Origin of the sequence: Aestuariimicrobium sp. T2.26MG-19.2B (assembly GCF_950101875.1) — a bacterium.
GTDB classification, from domain to species: domain Bacteria; phylum Actinomycetota; class Actinomycetes; order Propionibacteriales; family Propionibacteriaceae; genus Aestuariimicrobium; species Aestuariimicrobium kwangyangense.
Map to the genome: position 1 here is coordinate 906,974 of NZ_CATNLW010000001.1, position 22,904 is coordinate 929,877.

At 69.4% G+C, this 22,904-nt stretch carries 20 protein-coding genes; 10 read left to right on the plus strand and 10 right to left on the minus strand.

Features of this window, described 5'->3' with window-relative positions; genetic code table 11:
• Positions 1-62: 62 nt before the first annotated feature.
• Complete coding sequence (locus QQZ11_RS04090; protein ID WP_284548827.1) at positions 63-998, minus strand: DUF2510 domain-containing protein; 936 nt, start codon at positions 996-998, stop codon at positions 63-65.
• A gap of 92 nt (positions 999-1,090) precedes the next feature.
• On the opposite strand from QQZ11_RS04090, the gene QQZ11_RS04095 reads away from it, so the two are divergent.
• Positions 1,091-2,473, plus strand: coding sequence for a S8 family peptidase (locus QQZ11_RS04095; protein WP_284548829.1), 1,383 nt, complete (start codon positions 1,091-1,093; stop codon positions 2,471-2,473).
• Positions 2,474-2,480: 7 nt separating this feature from the next.
• Here the strand turns inward: QQZ11_RS04095 and eccCa are convergent, their stop codons facing one another.
• Positions 2,481-6,599 (minus strand): type VII secretion protein EccCa, encoded by a 4,119-nt coding sequence (gene eccCa / locus QQZ11_RS04100; protein WP_284548830.1) that lies wholly within the window; start codon positions 6,597-6,599, stop codon positions 2,481-2,483.
• Between the two features lie 82 nt (positions 6,600-6,681).
• Here eccCa and eccD point away from each other — a divergent pair, with 82 nt between their 5' ends.
• A complete protein-coding gene (gene eccD / locus QQZ11_RS04105) occupies positions 6,682-8,079 on the plus strand; it encodes a type VII secretion integral membrane protein EccD (protein WP_284548832.1) in 1,398 nt (465 codons plus the stop codon).
• 46 nt (positions 8,080-8,125) lie between these two features.
• The gene (locus QQZ11_RS13625; RefSeq protein WP_446698810.1) at positions 8,126-8,701 is read left to right on the plus strand and encodes a DUF3995 domain-containing protein; all 576 of its coding nucleotides are present in this window, start codon (positions 8,126-8,128) and stop codon (positions 8,699-8,701) included.
• On the opposite strand, the gene QQZ11_RS04110 is transcribed toward QQZ11_RS13625, so the two are convergent.
• Genes QQZ11_RS04110 through QQZ11_RS04120 form a run of 3 tightly spaced genes read right to left on the minus strand, consistent with a single transcriptional unit; the run spans position 8,661 to position 11,240 of the window.
• The gene (locus tag QQZ11_RS04110; RefSeq protein WP_284548833.1) at positions 8,661-9,389 is read right to left on the minus strand and encodes a class I SAM-dependent methyltransferase; all 729 of its coding nucleotides are present in this window, start codon (positions 9,387-9,389) and stop codon (positions 8,661-8,663) included. The genes QQZ11_RS13625 and QQZ11_RS04110 overlap by 41 nt on opposite strands.
• A 25-nt stretch (positions 9,390-9,414) precedes the next feature.
• The gene (locus tag QQZ11_RS04115) at positions 9,415-10,080 is read right to left on the minus strand and encodes a hypothetical protein (RefSeq protein ID WP_022909139.1); all 666 of its coding nucleotides are present in this window, start codon (positions 10,078-10,080) and stop codon (positions 9,415-9,417) included.
• Positions 10,077-11,240, minus strand: a complete 1,164-nt coding sequence (locus QQZ11_RS04120) for a type VII secretion protein EccE (protein WP_284548834.1) — start codon at positions 11,238-11,240, stop codon at positions 10,077-10,079. Before QQZ11_RS04120 ends, QQZ11_RS04115 begins: the two co-directional genes overlap by 4 nt.
• 236 nt (positions 11,241-11,476) lie before the next feature.
• Here QQZ11_RS04120 and eccB point away from each other — a divergent pair, with 236 nt between their 5' ends.
• The 3 genes from eccB to QQZ11_RS04135 all read left to right on the plus strand — a co-directional run bounded on the left by eccB (position 11,477) and on the right by QQZ11_RS04135 (position 13,729).
• The gene (eccB, locus tag QQZ11_RS04125) at positions 11,477-12,871 is read left to right on the plus strand and encodes a type VII secretion protein EccB (protein WP_284548835.1); all 1,395 of its coding nucleotides are present in this window, start codon (positions 11,477-11,479) and stop codon (positions 12,869-12,871) included.
• A 219-nt stretch (positions 12,872-13,090) separates the two neighbouring features.
• Positions 13,091-13,399, plus strand: coding sequence for a WXG100 family type VII secretion target (locus QQZ11_RS04130; RefSeq protein WP_022909136.1), 309 nt, complete (start codon positions 13,091-13,093; stop codon positions 13,397-13,399).
• Positions 13,400-13,438: 39 nt separating this feature from the next.
• On the plus strand, positions 13,439-13,729 hold the full coding sequence (locus QQZ11_RS04135) for a WXG100 family type VII secretion target (RefSeq protein WP_284548837.1): 291 nt from the start codon (positions 13,439-13,441) through the stop codon (positions 13,727-13,729).
• A gap of 126 nt (positions 13,730-13,855) precedes the next feature.
• Here QQZ11_RS04135 and QQZ11_RS04140 read toward each other — a convergent pair whose 3' ends face one another.
• Positions 13,856-14,719 (minus strand): Fpg/Nei family DNA glycosylase, encoded by an 864-nt coding sequence (locus tag QQZ11_RS04140; protein ID WP_284548839.1) that lies wholly within the window; start codon positions 14,717-14,719, stop codon positions 13,856-13,858.
• Positions 14,712-15,449 (minus strand): leucyl/phenylalanyl-tRNA--protein transferase, encoded by a 738-nt coding sequence (gene aat, locus QQZ11_RS04145; protein WP_022909133.1) that lies wholly within the window; start codon positions 15,447-15,449, stop codon positions 14,712-14,714. The genes QQZ11_RS04140 and aat overlap by 8 nt, the downstream gene beginning before the upstream one ends.
• 172 nt (positions 15,450-15,621) lie before the next feature.
• On the opposite strand from aat, the gene QQZ11_RS04150 reads away from it, so the two are divergent.
• From QQZ11_RS04150 to QQZ11_RS04160, 3 genes are read left to right on the plus strand one after another with little or no spacing between them, the layout of a single operon-like run.
• A complete protein-coding gene (locus tag QQZ11_RS04150) occupies positions 15,622-16,296 on the plus strand; it encodes an EcsC family protein (RefSeq protein ID WP_284548841.1) in 675 nt (224 codons plus the stop codon).
• A gap of 57 nt (positions 16,297-16,353) precedes the next feature.
• On the plus strand, positions 16,354-17,490 hold the full coding sequence (gene alr, locus QQZ11_RS04155; protein WP_284548843.1) for an alanine racemase: 1,137 nt from the start codon (positions 16,354-16,356) through the stop codon (positions 17,488-17,490).
• 4 nt (positions 17,491-17,494) lie between these two features.
• A complete protein-coding gene (locus tag QQZ11_RS04160; RefSeq protein ID WP_284548845.1) occupies positions 17,495-18,259 on the plus strand; it encodes a DUF4282 domain-containing protein in 765 nt (254 codons plus the stop codon).
• 12 nt (positions 18,260-18,271) lie between these two features.
• Here the strand turns inward: QQZ11_RS04160 and QQZ11_RS04165 are convergent, their stop codons facing one another.
• The 3 genes from QQZ11_RS04165 to pdhA are packed head-to-tail and all read right to left on the minus strand — an operon-like array spanning position 18,272 to position 21,992.
• Entirely contained in the window at positions 18,272-19,837 is a 1,566-nt protein-coding gene (locus tag QQZ11_RS04165) for a dihydrolipoamide acetyltransferase family protein (protein WP_022909129.1), read from the minus strand.
• A 41-nt stretch (positions 19,838-19,878) separates the two neighbouring features.
• Positions 19,879-20,886: an alpha-ketoacid dehydrogenase subunit beta gene (locus tag QQZ11_RS04170; protein ID WP_446698811.1), complete on the minus strand. Its 1,008-nt coding sequence runs from the start codon at positions 20,884-20,886 to the stop codon at positions 19,879-19,881.
• On the minus strand, positions 20,856-21,992 hold the full coding sequence (pdhA, locus tag QQZ11_RS04175) for a pyruvate dehydrogenase (acetyl-transferring) E1 component subunit alpha (protein ID WP_022909127.1): 1,137 nt from the start codon (positions 21,990-21,992) through the stop codon (positions 20,856-20,858). Before pdhA ends, QQZ11_RS04170 begins: the two co-directional genes overlap by 31 nt.
• A 182-nt stretch (positions 21,993-22,174) precedes the next feature.
• On the opposite strand from pdhA, the gene QQZ11_RS04180 reads away from it, so the two are divergent.
• Positions 22,175-22,870 carry a response regulator transcription factor gene (locus tag QQZ11_RS04180; protein ID WP_026377657.1) on the plus strand — a complete coding sequence of 232 codons (696 nt, stop codon included), beginning with the start codon at positions 22,175-22,177 and terminating at the stop codon, positions 22,868-22,870.
• Positions 22,871-22,904 lie beyond the last annotated feature (34 nt).

A 22,904-nucleotide genomic window follows, 5' to 3' on the forward strand; every position in this document is an offset into this window, starting at 1 on the left:
TGTCACTCTAGGACGACCACCCGCCCCCTTCGCCCGGGGTCTCGTCCGGATGGCTGCGTCGGTCAGCGCTGGGCCGTCGCAGCCGAGGCGAGCGCCGCGTCGAGCTGCGGCATCAACTCGGGTTCGACGGCGCGTCCCATCGCCATGCCGATGACCACCCACTGCCCCGGGGTGACCTGCAGGAAGGTCAGGTCGAGCACCATGGCCTTCTCGGACGAGCGCGGCCCCGTGACGAAGTCGGCGGTCACCCGCCACGCGCTCAGCGAGGTCCCGGCACCGGTCGTGCCCTGCGGTTGGCCGATCGCCGGTGCCTTGCGGGAGGAGCGGATCGAGACCCGGGTGGGCTCCTTCTCGTCGGCCCCCCAGGCCGCCTCGATCAGCGCGCGTGTCGTCGCCGGCCCGGTCTGGTCGATCGTCTCGGGGATCAGCGCCTGTTCGGGGAGACCCACCAGGAACGTGCCATTGGACCCCTTGGGGTCGACCGACGACGCATGAGCGACGGTCAGCGCCGGGTCGAGGAAGGGTGACAACGATGTGGTCCCCCCATCGTTCCCCACGGTCCACCCGCTGCCGTGCGGGGCTCGCACGGTGAGGTAGCCGTCCAAGGTCACCAGTCCCGACCCGTCGATGCGCATGGTGCCGTACTGGCCTGCCGGGGTGAGTGTGGGGGCCGGCGCGACCGACCGTGCCCACGACACCTGTGGACGAGCCTCTGCACGTCTCTGGTTGACGACCATGCCGACGGCAGCCATCACGGCCATCGCCAGCACGAGCACCGCGAGCACCAGCCAGAGGGCGCGGGTCACCCGGTCGCGACGGGTGGGCACGGGCACCACGGTGGCTCCGCCGGGCGGCGGGAAGGTCTGCTCCCTGGTCGACGACAACCAGGTCGTCCACCGGCCGCCGTCCCACCAGCGGAACCGCGCGGACACGTCCGGGTCGGGGTACCACCCCGCCCGAGGACCCTTGCCGAGGGGCAGTCCACGCTTGCCGACCATGGCCGACACCCTAGCCGCGGGTGATGTCACCGGCCCCCTGCGTGCGGGCGACGGCGCGGACGCTGCCACCGGGGCCCATTAGCCTGATCAGCGTGACCAGCCCCCGAGAACCACGACTGGCCCCCCACTCCACCGTGGCTCCCCGCCCCCGCCTGGCCCCTCGCTCCCGCCTGGGACAGGCGGCCGTCGTCGGTGCGCTGGTGTCGCTGCTGGTCACGCAGGCACCCGTCCCGGCCCGCGCCGAAGGCGTCGGGCTGGACGCTTCGCTGTGTCAGACGGTCTCGCCCACACCGGGGGCGGCCATTCCCAAGTTGTGGCACCTGGAGCGACTCGACCTGACCCGCGCGTGGCAGTTGGCCGACGGCTCGGGGGTGACGATCGCAGTGATCGACACCGGGGTCTCGAACCTCAACTCTGCCCTGCTCGACCCTCGACGCATCTCCACCCGCAACTACCTCCCCCTTGACGACAAGGAAAGGTTGCGGCCGCGCGGTCCGGGCGACACCGAGCAGGGCATCAATTGCACCCACGGCACCAATGTGACCTCGATCATCGTCGGCGAGCCCGGTGTAGACCCGCGCACCAGCTACTCCGGTGTCGCCCCGGGGGCGAAGGTGATCGCCATGCGTGCCCTCACGAACCAGGCGGACGACCAGGGTTCGGCCCAGAAGGAGGACCCCAGCGCCACGATCGCCGCCATCAACGACGCGGTGGCCATGGGGGTCGACGTCATCAACATCTCGCAGGCCATGAGTTTCGGCACCGATGAGTACGCGGCGGCCGTCCGCAACGCCATCGACCACGGGGTCGTGGTGGTCGCCTCCGCCGGGAACGCCGCCCAAGGACTGCAGGGGCCGGCCTTCCCCGCCTCGTACCCGGGTGTGATCGCGGTGGGCATGACCAACCCACAAGACCAGGCGGTACCCGCGGAGGCCTACCAGAACTCCGCCATGCGGGTGACGGTGGCCGCCCCCGGCGCGGGCATCCTCGCGCTCTCCCCCAGCCGGCCCCTTCCGTCAGGCAAGGGGTCGGGTGTCGAGGCGAAGCTGGCCAACCAGGCGTACGCGCAGGTGAGCGGCACGAGCTTCGCGACCCCGATCGTCAGCGGGGTGGTGGCGCTCATGCTGCAACGCCATCCCGGGTTGACGCCGGCCCAGGTGAAGCAGCGGCTGGTCGAGACGGCCGACCCGCCCGTGGCATCGGTGCCCGACCCCTACCTGGGCAGCGGTGTGGTGAACCCACTGCGGGCGCTCACCGGACCGGCCGCGCCGACCTCGAGCCACCCCTCGTCCAGCCCCACTCCCCCGCCGGTGCCACCACGCGAGTCGGTCACGATCGACCGCGGTCCGATGTGGCTGGCCCTGGCGGTGGCCGCGGTTGCCCTCACCCTCGCGGGTGCCGGTCTGGTGCTGCGGCTGGTCGTTCCGGCCGCGGCCCGGCGAGGGTTCCGGGCGGCTCGGCCGCGGCGCGGCTGACCTCGTCTCAGTCGGGCTGCTGGCCCGGGTCCCGTCCGTGGTCGAGGTGGGCCATCTGCACCATCACCTTGCCCGAGCGGTTCACCAGGGTCGCCCGTCCAGGCGGCAGCGGTGAGGGCTTCACGTCCGAGAACAGTGCCCCCTCGTCCTTGGTGCCGCTCATGATCAGTGCCGGCATCTGGGCGTCCTTCATGCGGGCGACGATCGGGTCGGAGAAGACGGTGCGTCCCGCACCACCCATTGAGCGGACGATCACCAGGTGCAGCCCGATGTCCTGGGACTGGTTGACCAGGTCGGCGAAGGGTGCCAGCGGGTTTCCCATGGAGGTGGCGACGAGGTCGTAGTCGTCGACGACCACGAACAGGTCGGCGCCGGTCCACCACGACCGATCCCGCAGTTGCTGCTGGGTGACGTCCTGCCCGGGCAGCCGGGCTCGCACCGCGTCCGCCGAGTTCTTGAGCATCTCCCCGGCGGCACCGGCCGACGGTGCGTAGCCGATCAGGTGTTCGGTCTCGACGAAGCCCAGTTGCGAGCGGCGGTAGTCGATCAGGACGATCTTGGCCTCCTTCGGCGTGTACCGCTCGGTGATGCCACGCAGGATCAGCTTCACCAGGTTGGACTTGCCCGTCTCGGGAGCGCCGAACGCGACCAGGTGCGGATCAGCGGTCGGGTCGAACCAGACCGGCGCCAACTCGAGTTCGTCGATGGCGTAGGGAATACGGCGGTCCGTGCCGTCGTACCCGATGGCCGGCAGCGTCTGCGGCGGCAGGCTGAGCGGCAGCAGGCGCACCTCGGCGGCCCGGGGCCCGTCCCAGGCCTGGTTGATGCGGGCGATGAGGTCGCGTTGCCCGCGCTGCACGTCGTCGGCGTTCTCGACGGAGTCGATGCGAGGCAGGGCGATGAGCGTGTGCAGCCCCTCGGCCTGCACCCCCCGACCCGGACGACCTGCCGGCACCAGCGCCTGCACCTTGCGGTTGACCTCGGACTCGAATGGGTCACCGAGCTTGAGTTCGACCCGGGTCTGCAGGTTGTCGCGGATGGTGGAGCGCATCTCCGACCATTTGGACGCGGCGAGCACCACGTGGATGCCGAATCCGAGGCCGCCGTTCGCCAGGTTCGTGATCACCTGCTCCTGCGCCTCGAACTCCTGCCGGACCGTGCCCCACCCGTCGACCACCAGGAAGACATCGGTGGGGAACCGGTCCGCCGGGATGGTCCCGTCCCGGCGACCGCGCCGATAGGTGGCCATCGAGTCGATGCCGTGCTCGGCGAAGAACACTTCACGGCTGGTGCGCAGGCTCGTCAGTTCGGCGATGGTCCGGCGCACCCGGTCGACGTCGAGTCGTCCACAGACCGAGCCGACGTGGACGAGTTCGCGCATCGAGGTGAGCGCCCCGCCGCCGAAGTCGAGCACGTAGAAGCCCACCTCCCGCGGGGTGTGGGTCAGGGCCAGACCGGCGATGGTGGCGCGCAGGGCCATGGACTTGCCCGACTGGGGGCCCCCGACCACGGCCATGTTGCCGCCGGAGCCCGAGAAGTCGAGCCACCAGGGGTCGCGTCGCTGGTGACGAGGACGATCGACCAGGGCGATGGGGGCGCGCAACTGACCGTGCGTCGACGGGTCGGGAGCGGTGAGGCCTCGTCCGGCGACCACGACCGGGGCACCCAGCAACAGGTCCATCGTCGGCGGGTCGTCCAGCGGTGGCAGCCACACCCGGTGCGCCGGCCAACCGTGACCCTTCATCCGGTTGACGGCGATGGAGAGCATCGTCTCCTCGTCGTCCTCGGGGTCGGCATCGGCTTTCGGGGCAGCCGCGTCGGCGGGCTGAGCCATGGGGTCGGTCACGGAGGCACCCTCCACCCCGGCCCGGACGGCCTGGGGGCGTGGGTCCTCCGCTGGCGGTGCCTGCACGACGGGGACGGGTTCGGCCAGGAACTCCAGCACCGGCGGTACCCACCGCCGCTCGATGACCGAGGCCCCGAGTTCACCGGCCACCCCGCTGGCCGCGGGCGTGGCGGCATTGCCGTGCCACGGTCCCGAGACGTAGGCGGCCTTGAACCGGGTCATGCCCACCGTGTCGAACTTGAGGTAACCGTTCCCGGGGCCCGGTGGCAGTTCGTAGGCGTCCGGTACCCCGATCACCGTGCGCGACTCCGACGGTGAGAAGGTGCGCAACGCGATCCGGTAGGAGAGGAAGGTGTCGAGGCCCTTGAGCTTGCCCTCTTCCAGACGCTGGGAGGCGAGCAGTTGGTGCACGGCGATGGAGCGGCCGACCCGTCCGATCTGCAGGAACAGGTCGATGAACTCAGGACGAGCCGTGAGCAGTTCCGAGAACTCGTCGACCACGATGAACAGGTGGGGCATCGGGGGCAGGTCGGCGCCGGCCTGACGGGCGTGCTCGTAGTCCTCGCGGTTCTTGAAGTTGCCGGCTGCGCGCAACACCTCCATGCGGCGGTCGAGTTCGCCGCCGATGGCGTCCTGCATGCGTTCGACCAGGCTGGCCTCGCCCTCGAGGTTGGTGATCACGGCACTGACGTGGGGCAGGTCGTCCAGCCCGAGGAACGTGGCGCCGCCCTTGAAGTCGACCAGCACGAAGTTCAGTTGTTCGGTCGAATGGGTCATGGCGAGCCCGAGCACCAGGGTGCGCAGGAACTCCGACTTGCCCGACCCGGTGGCGCCGATGCAGATGCCGTGCGGCCCCATACCGCCCTGGGCCGCCTCCTTGATGTCGAGCTCGACCGGACGACCGTCCTCGGCGGTGCCGAAGGGGATGCGCAGGTGCTGCCGCAGGGGCCGGAGCTTCCACGCCTGCCGCACGTCGAGGGTGAGCGGATCACCCACCCCGAGCATGGCCGGGTAGTCCTGGGGAGGCTCGAAGACGACCTCGGACGACTCGTCGTCCTCACTTCCGGTGGCGCTCGTCACGGGCAGCCGATAGGGGGCCATGGCCCGCGCCAGCATCTCCATGTAGACCATGGGAACGGCATCGGGACGACCCAGCGGCGTCCTCGCGATCACCCCACGCGAGGTGCGCCGGTGCAGGGTGACCGTCTGGTCACGCACTTCGAGCACGGCCACCTGGTCGAGCAGGCGTGCCGGCACCGTGGTCTCACCCGTCACGTGAAGCCCGATGGCGTGCGACGTGCCGGTCTGGAACTGTCCGGCGGCCACCTCATCGACCCCGTCGACGACCACCACGATCTGCGCGGGTGGCTGTTCGAGGCCCGGACCGCCCAGCGACAGCTCGACCAGGTCGTCGGCGTTGGTGGCGAACAGGCGTGCCCTGCCCACGCCGTCGACCTTGGCGGGGTGCTGCAGGTGCGGCAACCACTTCACCCACTGCCACTGGTGCTGCACCGAGGGGTCGGCGCAGACCATCAACCGCACGTCCTGGGGGGCGTGCCACGTGGCCATCTGCGCCACCATCGACCAGGCCAGCTGGCGGCAGGCCTGCACGTCACCGACCAGCCTGATCTCACGGAATCCGTCGAGGTTCATGGCCAGCGGCACACCCTGCACCAGCCGGTGGGTGCGGATGAACCGGCGCAGTGCCCCGGTGGTCAGCGGCTCGAGGTCTTCCAGTGGCTGGGCCTCGGGTGGGGTGAGCTTCTTGGCGAACTGCTGCGGGCCCACCGAGACCCTGATCGAGGCGAAGTCGTCGTGGTCGCGGCGCCGTTCCCACATGCGCTTGTTGCCGACGACGGTCCACAAGGTCTCGGGATCGGGGTGGCGGTAGGCGACGGCCGCACGCTGCTGGTCGGCGGCGGCCCTGACCTGCTTGCGCGTCTGCCCGAGGTAGCGGAAGTACTCGCGTCGTCCGGCGTCGAGTTGCTGGGCCTGCTCGTCCTGGCCACGTCCGCCCTGGCTCAGCATCATGCCCAGCATGGACACCGCGTACATGCCGCCGATGACCCCCGCCATCGGACCGCGCGCCCCGCTGCCGCCCATCATCATCAGACCCATCGCGACCGCGCCGGCGCCCATCGGAAGCAGTTGCAGCAGGCGCGTGAACATCTTGGCGCTCTGCGGGGGCGGGATCTCGGGCGGCGGTTCGAGCAACAGGTCACCCCGCGGCATGACCGGTGGGGTCGCACGCCGCGGACGGTTGAAAGTGATCGTCGCCACCCGCTCATCATGCCGGTGGTCAGGCTCAGCCGTCGCGTCGGCGAACGGCTCACGCCCCCTGCGGGCACTAGTCTGCGTCTTCGTGAGCACCCCCACCGACGAAGACATCGCCCGGGTCACCGTCATCTCGCCGAACCGGCGGGTCGACCTGGCCCTGCCGGGTCAGGTGACCCTGGGTGAGGTGCTGCCCAGTGTGGTCCGGTTCGCAGGTCTTGAGTCGAACACGACCTCCGATGCGGTGCACTCGTGGGTGCTGCAGCGCCTCGGGGAGGATCCGCTCGACCCCCATCAGCTGGTCTCGCAGTTGGGGCTCAACGACGGCGAGACGCTGCACCTGAGGCAGCGCGAGAACGCCCTGCCCGATGCCGCGTTCGATGACGTGGTGGACGCTGTCGCGACCTCGACCGAGCGCCGTCCTTCCTGGGCGCCCCGTCACTCCCAGCGCCTGGCGCTCGGCGTGATGGTCGCCCTGCTGTTCGGGCTCCCCCTGCTGATGGTCGTGCAACCCCTACGAGAACCGGGGCTCCGTGACATCGCGGCCTGGGCGGCGGCGGCCGCCGGCGTGCTCGCCCTCGGCTGCGCGATCGCTGCCGTCTCGGTGTCACGTGCGGCCGGGGAGTACCGCGTCGCCTCAACCTTCTCGTGGACGGCCGTGGCGCTCGCCGCGCTCGCGGGTTTCGGTGTGTTGCCGACGGGTTCTGCCCTGCCCCTGCGGGTGACGGTGGCTGCGGCGGCGGTGCTCGTCGTGGCTGCGGCCTGTGCGTTGGCGGCCGGGGTGCAGGTGATGGGACTGTTCACCGCGGCGGTCACGGCGGCGGTGCTGCTCGTGGCCTCGACGGTGATGGTGGTGCAGCCCACCTGGGCCACCTCGGTGGCAGCCGTCACCATCGCCGTGATGGTCGCCACCACCTCTGTCCTCCCGACGTGGAGTTACCGGATCGCCCGGATCGCCCTGCCCGCCGTTCCTCCCGACGCCCAGGCGATGATGGCCGACGAGACGCCCGTGCAGTCCGACATCGTGTCGCGTGCCCTGTTGGCAGACCGTCTGGTGGCCGCCCTGCTGGTCGCCACCTGTCTGGTGGTCAGCGTGCTCGCCGTCCCCTTGGTGCTGTCGGGATCGTGGTGGGCCCTGGGGTTCACCGCCGCCGTCGGTCTGGCCCTCGCCCTGCGCGGACGAGCGTTCGTCGGCCTGCAGCAACGCCTGGCCCTGCTGCTGTCGGGAGCATTCGTGCTGATGGGGGCCCTCGGCCTGTCGCTCGTACGGCTGCCACCGGTGTGGCAGGCCCTGGTGAGCGGGCTGGTGCTGGTGGGTGCCGTGCTGCTGCTGGCGATCTTCGCCACCAGCATGTACAACACCATCGTCGCCCCCACCTGGGGACGGGCCGGGGACATTCTCGAGTGGGTCTCGCTGTTGACCATGGTGCCGCTGTTGTTGGGCGTCCTCGACCTCTACGTGCGCGTGCGGGGTCTCGGCGGATGAGGCGACTGAGTGGGGCCGGGGTGAACTCTCCCCGCGTCGCCGGCGAGTGAGTCGGAACACTCGCGCGTCCAAGGGCGCGGGTCTCCCCGGGCCAAGTCGTTGGTTCGTTGCGGCGACAGTACTGGGCGGCATCCACGCCGGGTTCAGCTTCTACTGGGCGGCAGGTGGGACGGCTCTGGCGTGGTCGCTGGGCAGCGACCTGGTGGCACGCTTCCACGGGCGAGAGTGGCTCCTCGCGCCCATCGGGGCGATCAAGCTGATCGCAGCCGTGGCTCCGATGGCGCTCGTCCTCTGGGGCTGGCCGGCTCGGCGCCTCACGCGGTCGGCCTGCTGGCTCGGCGCTTCGGTCCTCATCATCTGGGGCGGTCTGAACACCGTCGTCGCCAACTTGGTTCTCGCAGGTGCCATCGAGCCGCAGTCGGGCTTCGACCGGCCTGGCATGATCGGTCACGCCTGGTTGTGGGATCCGCTCTTCCTGCTCTGGGGTGCGGCCGTTGCGACAGGGCTCTTCGCCACTCGCAGGCGCGTGGGCCCCGACGCTGACGAGAACTCGACAGCGACCGCCCCGACAGAGGAGCTGCCTACGCGATCGCCTCGAGGGCGAAGAAGAGGAACCCGATGAAGCGACGGGGGTCCGACGCGCTCGACGGCAGCAGCTCGGGCGGCGTCCCAGGCGACACGGCTGGCTCGCGGATCGCCGCGATCCTGAACCCCGCCGCAGTGAACGACTCCGACATGGCGCCCAGCGGTCGGTACCAGATGGTCAGCGTCGCCGAGACCCCGCCGAAGTCGTACTCCTCCTCATGGGCGACCGTCGCGAAGTAGTTGACCTCCGGGTACATGACCAGCGGTATGGCCGGGTGATTGACCACGACAACCAGGCGCCCACCGGGCTTCAGCACCCGGCGCAGTTCCTGCAGCGGCCCCGACCAGTCCTCGAGGTAGTGCAGCACCAGCACGGCCAGTGCATCGTCGAAGGACTCGTCCCCGTACGGCAGCGACTGGCTGAGGTCGGCCACCTGAAGTGCCGCGTCGTCCCCGAGCCGCTGCTGCGCCAGCCGGATCATCTCGGGGCTCGCGTCGAAGCCAGCGACGCTCGCTCCCCGTTCCCTCAGATCGCCCAGCAGCGGCCCCGACCCACAGCCGGCGTCGAGGATCCGGCGTCCGGTGACGTCACCCAGCAGGTCAAGGACTGCTGGCCGCGCGTACCACCGGTTGAACAGGCCGTTCTCGTTCGCCGTCGCGTAGGCATCCGCGAAGGCGTCGTAGTGATCCGGGGGTTGCTCCTGGAGCGGAGTTTCGGAGGTCACGGCTCACCGCCCCCGGTCCAGCACGTCATGCGAACAGCAATTCGTACTCGGTCTGGGTGGGCGGGAACTCCACTCGGACCGCCCTGCGCGGCATTGCCAGCACCACCGCCGAACCCAGGTCATCGAACAGGGCCGTGTGCTGGGGGCTGAGCAGATAGGCCCTCCGCAGGTGGTCGACGGACTTGCCGCTCGTCTGCCCGATCAGCGCCAGGTCACAGTTCCGCAGAGCGTGCACCGCCGAACTCGACGAGGTCGAGGTGATCGTCGCCATCGCCTGCCATGCCCCCATCGGGGCCTGGATGCCGTCGAAGCTCTCGGCATCGTCGATCACCAGGCTGGGACGATACGGCCGCCCCTGAGCCGGCAGGTTCTCGGCACGGCGCAACAGGTCGATGGTGCCCCCGGCCTCACCGACCACCTTGGCGAGCCCTCGCCAGCCACGATGGTCCTCGCTGATCACCGACAGGTGCGCGCCCAGGCACATCGCCCGGAAGGCCACCAGCCAGGTGGCGTAGGCAGGCAGGTCGAGCAGGATCCGGGTTCCCTGGGGGCGGAACAGGCGAATCGCCACCTGAGCCCCTCGCGCGCTTCGTCCCAGAACCAGACCGGACGGCCCGGTGCGCACCACCGCCGCCTTGCCGGACTCCTCGGCCGGGGGCAGCTGCCAACCAGCCGGCGCCGTCTGGCTCATCCGAGCACCGCCCGTCCGAGGGGAACCGTGCCCAGCACAGCGGGAACCTGCACGCCTCCCCGGGCCGACAACGTGACGTGCCGAGGCAACTGCCGACGCAACTGCTCGAACGCCTGCTCAGCCAGTTGTCGGTTCGGCGCGGCGACTCTCACCGCACCGCTGGGGCGGTTGCGGTCGTCGATGGTGTAGCTGGTGACGGCGAACAGCACAGGCGCCCGGTCGAGGGCACTGAGCAGCGACTGATGGGCGAGCGACGCGTCCCCGCCAGCCCTCACCCGGGCCCCCAGGTGCACCAGGCCATCGCAGTCCCATGAGGTCCACGACTCCACCGAACGCTGCTCGGGATGGTCCGGGGTCGAGCCGGCGGTGAGTCCCAGCACCTCGTGGATCTCGACGGGGCTCAGCACCCGAGTGCTCAGGCCCTGTCTCTTGAGCGCCGCCTGCACCCGGTGCAGACCGAAGCGAAGCGTGCCGTGGATGCCCTCGGTGGATGCACCGCGACGGGCGACGGCCTCCAGGCACAGGCGCGGGTCGAGCCGCACGCACAACCACGTTCGCCGAATGGCCGGCGGGAGTTCGTCCGAGATCTCGAGGTACGCCCTGGCCGCCGGGCTGCCGGGATGCAGGAGTGCCGTGACGGGCGCCGGGACGGTGTAGGTGACCAGTTGCAGGCCGGCGAAGATGATGTCGTCCTGCCGGGTCAGGCCAGAGAGGGCATCGAGATCGATTCGCTCCCCCGCGTCGGCCATCATCAGGTCGTCGGAGTTCAGGGCGAGGATGGCCGTCCATGACTCGCCATCGGTGACCACCCCGACGTCGGTGCCCGAGGCCGAGCGGGTCTGCGTCACCTGCAGCCCCGGAAGCCATTGCGCCAGCGGTACCAGGTCGACGGGCAGGTCGGGATGCTCGACCCGGCGGGCTCGGCGCCGTCCGAAACGCAGACGGCTGAGCACCGTCCCCAGCAGGCTCCGCCCGCTCCAGGGGATGCCCAGCACGACCACGGCGAGGGCCAGCACACCAGCGACGACCAGCCAGCCGGTCGTTCGACCCACCAGGGCCACTGTCACTGGCACCAGCAGGGCAACCTCCCAGCGCAGCGCCGTCGGCAGTGGAAGGGTCCAGGCACGTTGCGCCTGCCGCGAGGGGGGTCCACCGGTCATCGCTCGGCTTCCCTTCTGTGCTTGCCTCGCTCGTGGGCGTCATGCTGGGTTCGTGGTGTGGGCGGGCGGCCATGAGAGCCCGCGATCGACAACACTCTAGGCAGCCCGAGGGCCAGCACCCAGTGTGCGGCCGGCCCCGAGACCTGTGCATCGTTCACGCGATTGCCGTGCTGGCCCCCGCTCGGGCAAGAATGGGCCGCGACCGGTGTGCAGGACAAGGATGGGGAACGGCAGCGATGGCGGAGCGCAAGGACCTGCTGAAGGCCCATTCGTTCGTCACCCAACGGCTCGTGTCGGCGCTGGTCGACCGCGATCCCGACGCCCCGAAGTCACCCCTGGGACGCATCACCACTGCCACCTTCGTCTCGGTGCTGATCGGCGTGGTTGCCCTCGGAGGGTTCCTGCTGCTCGGCAAACTGAGGCCCGGACTGGCCACGGATTGGCGCAACCCCAATGTGGTGTTGCAGGACATGGACTCGGGCTCCCTGTTCGTCTACGACGAGAAGCAGCAGGCGCTCTACCCGATGGCGGACATCACCTCGGCGCGGCTGCGAGCCGGCGCCGGTGACACCTCGACCACGCCGGCGACGGTGCAGGTGCGCAGCAGCCTGATCAAGGACGTGCGCCGACTGAGCCGCCTGGGCATCCCCTCCGCGCCCTACGAACTCCCCGACCCCAGCGACATCGACCCGTACCCCTTGCGCGCGTGCATGACCGCCGAGAATGTGCGCTCCGAGAGATTCCTGACCGTGCAGATCGGCGGCCAGCAACCCGCCGGCAAGGACTCGTCGTTGGCGGTGCAGACGCCCGACGGAACCCAGTACGTGATCATGCGAGGCACCTCGCACCAACTCTCGACCCCCGGGGGCGGCAGTTCTCCCCTGATCGAGGGCCTGCCCGTGGCCCGCGTCAGCGACGCATGGTTGGCCGCACTGCCCGTCGGCTCGCCCATCGAGCCGCTGGCCATCGAGGGGCGCGGCTCCATGCCGTCCAAGGGGTTGAAGAACCTGAGGGTGGGCGACCTCGCACGCGTCGGGGACGAGAACTCGCCCCGGGTGCGCTACTACGTGCAACTGGACGAGGGCCTCGCCCGGATCACCTACCTCGACATGAAGCTGGCCGTCTCGACCCTCAACGTCGGAGAGCCCGTGTCGATCTCGGAGGCCGACTACGCCTCCGTGGCGACCCTCACCGACGTCGGCACCCCGGGGTTGCCCTACGAACGCCCCGTGGGGCCCTCACTGCAGGTGTCGATGCAGCAGGTCTCGGTGTGCGCGACGTACACCCGCAGTGACCCCGACCACCCCCGACTCGACGTCGACCTGCCCACCCCGGCGTTGCCGGTCAACGCGACCACACCGCGTGGCAACAAGGCCGATGTGGTCGAGATGCCCAACCAGGGCGGCGCACTGCTGATGAACCGGGCTTTGAAGGGCACCGAGACGGCTTCGTTCCTGGTGGTCAACCAGAAGATCTACGGCATCCCCGACCCTGCCTCGCGTCGGGCTCTGGGCTACACCTCCGGCAACACCACCCTGATGCGGGTGCCCGGTGGGGTGATGGCCCTGTTCGAGGACGGGCTACCGGCCGGTGTGTCATTGAGCGCCACCCAGATCCGCGTCACCTCCTGACCTGGTCGTCCTGAGTAATCGTGCTCAACTTTGCCCCGTCGAATCCCTCTGACTTGGGCTGATGCCTCCCAGGCCGGTGGAACGGAGGCACAGATGACCCCGCCCTCTCCTAGTGTTTTCGACAGCAGGACAACGACCCCATGAGCCCCCCGGGTGCCTCGTGCGGGGAACCCTCCAGGCGTCGGGACCGACCCGTCGCCTTCTCATGAAAGGGAAGTCATGGCTGGCAACCAGCAGGTCGACCGCGCAGAAATGAAGAAGGCTGCGGACCAGATCGACGCTTCACACCAGGGCATTCACCAGCTCCAGACGACGCTGTCGAACCAGATCAACGAACTCCGCGCGGGCTGGACCGGTCAGGCCTCCGACGCGTTCTACCGCGCCTACTCCCAGTTCGACGATGAGTTCCAGAAGGTCAAGGCCGGCCTGGAGGAGATCCACTCCAAGCTCGTCGACTCGCAGATGCGTTACACCCGCAACGAGGAAGAGCAGAAGGCTGCGGCGAACCCCATCGCCCAGATGCTCTGACCCACCCACCCACCGCACACGATTTCGAAGGAGCACACGATGAGCGATCTGACCCAGGTCAACGCGGCCGCCATGCAGACCGGCATCCAGGATCTCGGACAGGCCCACAAGGGCCTCACCGACAACCTGGAACGACTCAAGGGCGAACTCAACCAGTCGCTGGCCCAGTGGGACGGCGCCGCCCGGCAGGCCTACGCCGACGTTCAGCGACAGTGGGATGCCTCGGCGCAGAAGATGGCCGACATCACCAACAGGATGACCCTGGTTCTCGGCCAGATCTCGCAGGGTTACGACGACAACGAGCGCACGATCCAGGGCAACTGGTCCTGAGCCACGGCCGTGAGGGGCTGATCGAAGCCCTCGCGGGCCGCACGCACTGAGGCAACACCCGCGCACTCATGTGCAGATGACAGCAGGGGTCCGACCATCAGGTCGGGCCCCTGCTGGCGTGTGGGCTCACTTCAGCAGCTTGGACAGCCGACGGTCCGCCAGCAGCTTGCCACCGGTCTGGCAGGTCGGGCAGTACTGCAAGGAGGAGTCGGCGAACGACACCTCACGCACCGTGTCACCGCAGACCGGGCAGGGCAGACCGGTTCGTCCGTGGACGGCCATCGAGGATCGCTTGGAGTCCTTCAACTGGTTGGCACCCAGGCCCGCGGTGTGGGCGAGCGCGTCGGTCAGCACCTGCCGCAGGGTGGCGAGCAGGTGGGCCCGTGCTGCTTCGTCCAGCGAGGAGGCAGGAGTGAACGGGCTGAGCCGGGCGGTGTGCAGGATCTCGTCGGAGTAGGCGTTGCCGATGCCCGCCAACACGCGCTGGTCGCGAAGAACCCCCTTGAGCTGGGCCCGTCCGGCCTTGGCGAGGATCGCGTCGAACTCCGCCTGACCGAACTCCGGCCCCATCGGGTCGGGCCCGAGAGACGAGATCATGGCCACGTCGGCGGGATCGGTGGCCACGTGCACCGCCAGGTGCTTCTGCGTGCCGGCCTCGGTCAGGTCGAAGCCGGAATTGTCGTCGAGCACCACTCGCAGGGCCAGGGGGTTCTTGCTGGGACGAGGGGGTGCCGCCGGCATCTCGTCACGCCACTGCAGCCAGCCGGCGCGGGCGAGGTGGAAGATCAGGTGCACGCCTTGGGCGTCGAGGTCGATCCACTTGCCGTGCCTGCTCACCGAGGTCACCTCGAGTCCACTCAGCGCGTCCAGCGGCGGGGTGTGGGTCTTCAGGGCCGAGAAGGCGACCAGCCAGACGCGGGCGATGGCTCGTCCGACCACACGTTCCTCGAGGAACCCTCGCAGGGCCTCGACCTCGGGCATCTCAGGCATGGCTTCCATCCTGAACCAGCAGCACCGGCCGCGTCGACCCCTCGGGCGCAGGCCAGGCCGGCATCGGTTGCTCGACGGCGTGCGCGACCATCGCCAGGTAGCGACGTCGAGGCACCTCGACCGCCCCCAGCGAGGCCAGATGGGGCGTCACCCACTGCACGTCGAGCAGACGGCCCTCGGTGGTGATGCCGCGGTGCAGTTCCTCGACCAACCGCACCAGCGCCACCTTCGATGCGTCACGGCCGAACTCCTCGTCATGGAACATGCTCTCGCCGGCGAACAGGCCACCCATCGACACCCCGTAGAGACCACCGACGAGCCGGTCCCGGTCGTCCCAGACCTCGATCGAGTGCACCCAACCCGCGCGGTGCAGATCGCTGAACACCTGCTGCACCCGGGCATCGATCCATCCCCCGGTGCGGGTCGGCGCGGCGCACCGCTCCATCACCTCGTCGAAGGCGCGGTCGACGCTGGTGGTGTAGCGACGGGCCGACTTGCGCAGGCTCCGGCTCACCCGCAGCCGGTCGAGCGGAAGGATGCCGCGGTGGACGGGCGACCACCACCCCATCGCGTCCGGCCCGGCGACTCCGCCCCCGACCTCGCCCAAGGGCATGGGGAAGACCCCCGACTGGTAGGCAGCGAGGGTGAGCATGGGGTCGAATTCGTCGGAGAAACCCACCAGGTCCTGGTCGGGCCACTCCGACTCCGGCCCGAAGGCCTGCAGCAGCACGTGGCCAGTCTGGCACCCAGCCCTGACAGTCGAGGCCCTGACAGTCGAGGCCCTGACAGTCGAGCAGGGGACGGGCGGGCGCTCGTCCAGCTGACCGGGGGAGGATTCAGGGTCTCGTCCGTGGGCTGGGCCGCCGACGCCCCGTAGGGTGGAGAGGCCAGAAGGAGGAACCATGGTCAACCCCAGTGACATCGGCAAGTCGATCGTGCAGGGCCCCAGGAAGGCTCCCGGAGTCGCCGGGGCCGCGCTGAGGCGGGTGCTCGATCTGGCCATCGACGGCTACACCGGGCTGCCCGGCGCCCGCGAGGTCGCGGCCGGACATCTGGCCAGGAGACAGGACCGCGACGCGGCCATCGACGCGATCGCGATGCAGCACGTCGGCCTCGCAGGAGCCCAGGGGTTCGTGACCAACCTGGGGGGCATCGCCCTCCTGGCGGTGTCGATCCCGGCCAACCTCGCCGGCGTGATGGTGGTGCAGAGTCGCATGGTCGCGAGCATCGCCCACCTGCGCGGCTACGACGTGGACGACGCCCGCGTGCGAGCGGCGATCATGATGTGCCTGCTGGGCCATGAGGCCGTCACCAAGCTGATGGGCAACGGCACCCTGCCGGGCAACCCCCTGACCATTGCCACTGCCCCCGTGTTCGACAAGGCCTTGGAGCAGCAGATCTCGGAGGCGGTGCTGGGCGTGTTGCTCACCGGTCTGGGTGGCAAGAAGGTGGGAGTCCTGTTCTCGAAGCGGGTGCCGCTGCTCGGCGGATTCGTGGGTGCCGGAACCGACGGCTGGTCGACCTACCAGATCGGCCGCTACGCCTCGGAACAGTTCATCGACCGCCGACGCGGCTGAGCGGTCCGCCCCCCTGGTACCCGGCCGTCGCCGGTGGCCGAGTGGAATGATGACGCCATGCCCGAGCCCATCACCGTCGCGACCCTCGACCTCGACGCCCTGAGCCACAATGTCGCGATCGCCCGCGCACGGGCGGCCGGGGCCGACATACTGGTGGCGGTGAAGGCCAATGCCTACGGGCACGGTGCCCCGGTGATCGCCCGCACCCTTGAGAGCAGTGGTCTGGTGGACGCCCTCGGGGTCGCGCTGGTCGCCGAGGCCCACGAACTCCGCTCGCACGGGATCACCCTCCCGATCCTCAAGTTCAGCCACTGCCTTCCGGGGGAACTGGACGAGGCCGTTGCGGTCGGCATGTGGCTCACGGTGGTCGACGACCAGACCATCACGGAGGCGGAGGCTGCCGCCGAACGCGCCGGGGTGGAGCAGGTCGTCCACCTGAAACTCGACAGCGGCATGGGCCGCATCGGTAGCCCCCTGACCGACGCCACCCGCCTGGCGCTGGCCATCGACGCCAGCCCGCACCTGCGGCTCGAGGGGGTCTTCACCCACCTGCCCATCGCCGACCAGCCCGACGACGGGGGCTTCACCGAAGACGAGTTGGACGCCTTCGGTGCGGCGGTCGAGGCGATCGCCTCGGCCCGCGGCCCGGTGCGCCACGTGCACGCCTCCAACTCGGCGGCCACCCTGCGTCGGCACCGCGACTGGATGACCATGGTGCGGCCGGGAATCATGGTCTACGGCTACTCCCCCGACCCGATCGCGATGCCCGAGCCCGACCTTCGTCCGGTGCTGGGGTGGACGACCCGCCTGACCTTCCTCAAGCACGTCAGGGCCGGCACCACCATCGGCTACGGGCGCACGTGGACGGCGCCGGAGGACAGCTGGATCGGGACGATCGCCGTGGGCTACGGGGACGGGTTCTCCAGGCTCAACAGCAACCGGGGCGTCGTCTTGGTCGCAGGGCGCATGGTGCCGGTCGTCGGTCGGGTCTGCATGGACCAGACCATGATCAACTTCGGCCCCGACCGTCCCGACGTGGGGGTGGGCGAGCCGGTCGTGATCATCGGACGAAGCGGTGACCTCGTACGCACCGCCGACGAGGTCGCAGACCTGATGGGAACCATCAGCTACGAGGTGCTCTGTCTGGTGGGTGAGCGGGTTCCCCGGGTGGTGACCGCGAGTGGGCAAGAATGAAGCCATGTCGAATGACCCGAGCAAGCAGTGGAGCTCCGCCAACCCCCCGCACCAGCCGTGGGAGGACACGGGCTGGCAGCCGCCCGTGAGCCAGGGCTGGCAGGCGGGACCCTCCGACGCGAACGCCCAGCAGGGCCCGAGCGACCCATGGGCCTCGCCCCAGGGTCACGCGACCCCCTACGCGCAGCCGGGCCCCTACTCCCAGCCCACTCCCCAGGGGCAGCCGATGCCGTACCCCCAGCCCGGACAGGGTCAGCCGATGGCCGGCCCCCAGTCCGCGGGTCAGTCCCCGCAGACCGGCCCGGGTGCCCCCTGGATGCAGACCGGCGGGTGGTCCCAGAACCAGCCCGGCCAGACGGTGCAGCAGCACACCATCGCGAAGAAGAAGCTCGACCTGGGTGGCTTCCTGCGCAGCCTGTTCGACCTGGGGACCGAGCGGACGAGCGCCCCGACCATCGTCCCGGTGCTCCAGGCGCTCTCGCTGGCCCTGGCCGGGCTGGCCTGGGTTGGTTCGTTCCTGTTCTTCTTCGTCACCGGCGCCAACTCCTACGGTGGCGCCGCCTCCGGTGCCATGACGCTGGGGTTCCTGATGCTGGTGCTCGGCTGGATCCCGGCGCTGTTCTTCGTCGGGATGGTCCGGGTCGGGCTCGAGGCCATGCTGGCACTGGTGCGGTCGTCCGAGGACGTGCGGGTGCTGCGCAAGGCCTCCGCCGGCGAGGACGACGCAACCGCGGACGAGACCCTCAACGAGAGTGGCCAGGCCCGCTAGCCCGGGCTGCCCTCAGTAGAGCAGGGCCAACTGCGGATCGTTGAGGATGCCGGCCACCTCGGCCAGGAACCGTGACCCCTGCTCGCCGTCGATCAGCTTGTGGTCGAAGGTGATCGAGACGGTGGTCACCCACCGCGGCTCGATCCGCTCGTCGGCTCCGCTGCCGACGACCCAGGGGCGGCGTTCGATCGATCCCATGCACAGGATGGCCGACTCGTCCCGATTGATGATCGGAGTGCCCGAGTCGATGCCGAAGACGCCCACATTGGTGATCGTGAAGGTGCCGCCTGAATAGTCGGCCGGTTGCAGTCGTCCCTCCTTGGCGACCTGCACGAGCGAGTTGATCGACTCACACAGTTCGAGCAGGCTCATGCGCGAGGCGCCCTTGATGTTGGGCACCATCAGTCCGCGGGGGGTGGCGGCCGCGATGCCGAGGTTGACGTCGTCGTGGAGGACGATCTCGTTCGTCTCGGCGTCGTACGACGAGTTGATGATCGGTGTGTTGGCCATCGCCAGGCACACCGCCTTGGCATAGACCAGCAGCGGCGAGACGCGCAGGTGGGCGAAGTCACGCCGCGAACGCAGCCGCTCGACCATCTGCATGGTCGCCGTCACGTCGACGGTGATCCACTCGGTCACGTGCACGTGGTTGACGATCGACTCGGCCACCGCCTCGGCCGTCACCTTGCGGACGCCCTTGAACGGCACCCGCTTCTCGCCGCCACGCAGCCGGGGGCCGCTGCCGCCATGGGTGGACGAGGTCTGGGGGTCCTGCACGTGGGGTTCGCCGGGCTCGCCGACCCAGGAATTGCGGGGACGCTGCGCCTCCTGCTGCCACAACTGCTGCAGGGCAGCCGCCGCCTCGACGTCGCCGCGGGTGATCACCCCGCCGGGTCCCGTTCCGGTCACCGTCGACAGGTCGACCCCGAGGGTCTTGGCGTACTTGCGCACCGGGGGCTTGGCCAGGATCGGCCCGTCGACGCCCACCAGCACCATGTCGGTGCCGTGGGGTGCCTCACCGGGTTCGGGCAGGGGGTCTCCGTGGGCCTCGGCGGTGATGGTGTGGGGCGGGGTGACATCGTCGGCCCGACGCGAGGGCACCGCCTGTCGGTAGGAGTCCGCCAACTGTTGCCCGGCGGAGGGTTCCTCGGCCGAGGACGCACGTCGACGGCGACGCTGCCCGGAGTCACCCTTGGGGCCGTACCCGACCAGCATCGGACCGGGAGCGGCATCGTCCTGCACGTCACCGGCGACGGAATCCTGGTCCCCCGAGTCCTGGGTCACCGCGTCCTGAGTGGTCGGACGACCCGGTGCGGCGGGCGCCGGGGCCGGGGCGTCGTCCACCCCGTCGTCGATGGTGATGATGGGGGTGCCGACCTCGACGGTCTGTCCCTCCTCGACCAGCAGGGCCGTGACGGTGCCGGCGTAGGGGCTGGGGAGTTCGACCAGAGACTTCGAGGTCTCGATCTCGAGCAGGATGTCGTTGATCTTGACCTGGTCGCCCACCTTGACGTGCCAGGTGATGATCTCGGCCTCGACCAGGCCCTCACCGGGATCGGGGAGCTTGAACTGCTTCATCGCTGACTCCTTGGTACTGCTGACTTGTCGGGTGGCGCGTCTCAGTGGCTGAGGGACTCATCGACCGCGTCGAGCAAGCGGTCGAGGTTGGGCAGGTAGTCCTCCTCGACCCGACTCATCGGGTAGGGGGTGTCGAACCCGGTCACACGCAACACCGGCGATTCCATCACGTAGAAGAGTTCCTCGTGCAGCCGGGCGACCACCTCGGCGCCGATCCCACCGCTGCGCTGGGCCTCGTGCACGACGATGGCCCGCTTGGTGCGGCGCACGGAGTCGAAGACGGTCACCCAGTCGATGGGCGACACCGACCGCAGGTCGACGACCTCGAGTTCCTGGCCCTCGTCGGCCGCGATGGCAGCCGCGTCGAGGCAGGTCTTGACCATCGGCCCGTAGGTGAACAGCGTCACGGCACGTCCTGGACGAACGACCCGCGCCTGGTGCAACGGCATCGGGGTCGAGGTCTCGTCGACCTCGCCCTTCTGGTGGTAGCGACGCTTGGGTTCGAGGAAGATGACCGGGTCATTGCTGGCCACGGCCTGCTGGATCATCCAGTACCCGTCGTTGGCGTTGGCGGGGGTGACCACCTTCAGGCCCGGGGTGTGGACGAAGTAGGCCTCAGGCGACTCGGAGTGGTGCTCGATACCGCCGATGCCGCCGCCGTAGGGAATCCGGATCACCATCGGCATCGGGTGCTGGCCGTGGGTGCGGAAGTGCATCTTGGCGACCTGGGTGACGATCTGGTCGAACGCCGGGAAGACGAACCCGTCGAACTGGATCTCGACCACCGGACGGTAACCGCGCAGAGCCAACCCCACGGCAGTACCGACGATGCCCGACTCGGCCAGCGGCGAGTCGATCACCCGGTCCTCGCCGAAGTCCTTCTGCAGCCCCTCGGTGATGCGGAACACCCCGCCGAGCTTGCCGATGTCCTCCCCGGCGAGCAGCACCTTCGGGTCGGCGTCCAGGGCGCGGCGCAGACCTGCGTTGAGTGCCTTCGCGAGCGTCATGGTGGCGGCCATCACTTGCCTCCTTCGAAGCTCGACACCCACGCCACGTGCTCGGCCCGTTGGGCCACCAGCGGTGGGGTGATGTCGGCGTAGGTCTGGGCGAAGATCTGCTCCAGGTCGGGATTGGTGAGCCCGTGACAGGCGGCCCGCACGCTGGCACCGAACTCGTCCGCCTCCTGCTCCAGCGCGTGCAGCCAGTCGTCGTCGATCAGCCCGTTACGGGTCAGGTGGACCCTCAGGCGCTCGATCGGGTCCTTCAGCCGCCAGTGCTCGGTCTCCTCGGCGAGGCGGTACTTCGACGGGTCGTCCGAGGTGGTGTGGGCGCCCATGCGATACGTGAAGGCCTCGATGAAGGCCGGCCCCTGCCCCTGCCTGGCCCGCTCCATGGCCCAGGCCGTCACCGCGTTCACGGCGAGCACGTCGTTGCCGTCGACCCGGATGCCGGGGAAGCCGAAACCCTGAGCACGCTGGTAGAGCGGGATGCGGGTCTGGCGGGAGATCGGCTCCGAGATCGCCCACTGGTTGTTCTGGCAGAAGAAGACCACGGGTGAGTTGTAGCTCGCGGCGAACACGTAGGCCTCGTTGACGTCACCCTGGCTCGAGGCACCGTCGCCGTGGAACGCGAGCACGGCCCCGTTGTGGTCGGGGTCGGGGTTTCCCACCATGCCGTCGAGTTGCATGCCCATCGCGTAGCCGGTGGCGTGCAGGGTCTGCGACCCGATCACGATGCCGTACTGGAAGAAGCCGGTGCCCTTGGTGTCCCAGACACCCATCGTGGTGCCGCGCCACAACGCCAACATGTCAGCCGGGTCGACCCCGCGGTGCAACGCGACGGCGTGCTCACGGTAGGTGGGGAAGATGTAGTCGCGGTCGTTCAACGCGTGCGAGGCACCCACCTGGGCCGCCTCCTGTCCTTGCAGCGGGGGCCACAGGCCCAGCTCGCCGTGGCGTTGCAGCGCGGTGCCCTCGAGGTCGTAGCGGCGAGCGATGACCATGTCCCGATACATGCGCCGCAGGTCGTCCTCGGTGCCGTGCCACGAGAAGTCGGGGTGTTCCACCCGTTCACCCTCGGGAGTGAGCAGCTGCACCATGTCACTGGGGTCTCGTTCGAGTCCTCGGGAGTGGTGATCCGCACCCAGTTGGGACATGTCCCATCCTTCCGACAAGTCAGTCACGCCGTGATCAGCTGGTTACCTACGCTAGCGTAGGTAATTGCCCGGGGAGTGTCGGGAAGTCACCAATCCAGCCGATCCTGATTGTGGTGATCCAACAATGCCTGACAGTGCGTCCCTGAGCGTGCGATTCGGCTCCGACGTGGGATGATATGCGCGTGTCCGAAGCTGTCTCCCCCATCAGAGTCGCCCTGGTCAACGACTACCCGCTGGTCGTCGAAGGGCTCCGCGCCATGCTCGCCCCCTTCCAGTCGAGGGTGAACGTCGTCGAAATGGTGATCCAGGACACGGAGGTGTCCCCCGATGTCGACGTGGCCCTCTACGACAGCTTCGGACGAGACCTGTCCGGACTGCGGACGGCGGCCGAGGTGGCCCACGACAACCGCGGGGTCCGTGCCGTCCTCTACACCTGGAAGGCCGACCCCGGCCTGGTCAGCAAGGCACTCGACTCGGGTGTGCGCGGAGTGATCTCGAAGACCATCAGCGGCGAGGCGCTGGTCGAGGCGATCGAGGCCGTGCACGCCGGCGAGACCGTCGTCAGTGACCCGGAGGTCTTCGCCCAGGGCCCCGATGACGAGTTGCCGGCCGACCCGGCTCGGTGGCCGGGCGCCGATGCGGGCCTGACCCAGCGCGAGGCCGAGATGATCGCGCTGATCACCCAGGGGCACACGAACGCCGACATCGCGCGATCGGTGTTCCTCAGCCCCAACTCGGTGAAGTCCTACATCCGCTCCGCCTACCGCAAGATCGGCGTCGTCCGCCGCTCACAGGCGGTGGCGTGGGGGATGGAGCACGGCATGGTGCCCAACCGCACCCAGCGCCACTACCGGCCCGCCGGCCCGGCGGGCGACTGACCCGGACGCCGGGTCGAGCCACCCCGGCCTGCCA